The sequence below is a fragment of the Ruminococcus flavefaciens 007c genome (genome assembly GCF_000571935.1).
Taxonomy (GTDB): domain Bacteria; phylum Bacillota; class Clostridia; order Oscillospirales; family Ruminococcaceae; genus Ruminococcus; species Ruminococcus flavefaciens_F.
The window spans coordinates 1-592 of the sequence record NZ_ATAX01000001.1 but is presented as its reverse complement, the minus strand read 5'-3'; the positions used below and the strand labels follow the sequence as shown (position 1 = coordinate 592).

The 592-nt window shown below is 45.3% G+C and carries 1 protein-coding gene; it reads right to left on the bottom strand.

Annotation, left to right across the window (positions count from 1 at the left end; translation table 11 throughout):
- The coding region (locus RF007C_RS00005; RefSeq protein ID WP_037296298.1) for a cohesin domain-containing protein at positions 1 to 592 on the bottom strand (592 nt) is incomplete at both ends.

Sequence of the window (592 nt, the reverse complement as noted above, 5' to 3'; positions counted from 1 at the left end):
GTGCTTGTACCTGTGCTTGTTACAGTTGTATCTGTAGGACCTGTAACGTCTGTAGTTACAGTTGTAACTGTTACGTTAGTTGTTGTTGAAGTAGGAGCGGGCTTTTCAAATACGATAATGCTGCCGTCAACGGGCATTACATACTTGGTAATGTCATTTCCGTCCTCATCTACTACGTAGAGATCCTTAATGGAAACAGGGATAACTGTTCCGGGAGCTACTTCCTCGCCTACCTTATAAGTAAGCTCGATAACTACTGTTCCGTCGGGAGCAACGTGTGCTACACCTGCACCGTCTGCAAATACGAACTTATATCCATCCTTGCTCGGAATGATGTCAGCACCGTAACCTGACTTATCGCCGCTCTTTACAAGCTGAACGTCGCCGTCGGGAGTTACCTTGAACTGTGCACCTGCAATGCCGAGATTTGCAGCATTAGGATCCTTTACAGTGATCTTTAATGTTACCTCGTCGCCGGGATATGCAGCTACTGTGTCAACAACCCATGCGATAGAATCCTTAGGAACTACGATGGTAGTTGTTGTTAATGTTGTTGTGGGATTTGTAACAACAGTTGTTACTGTTGTATCTG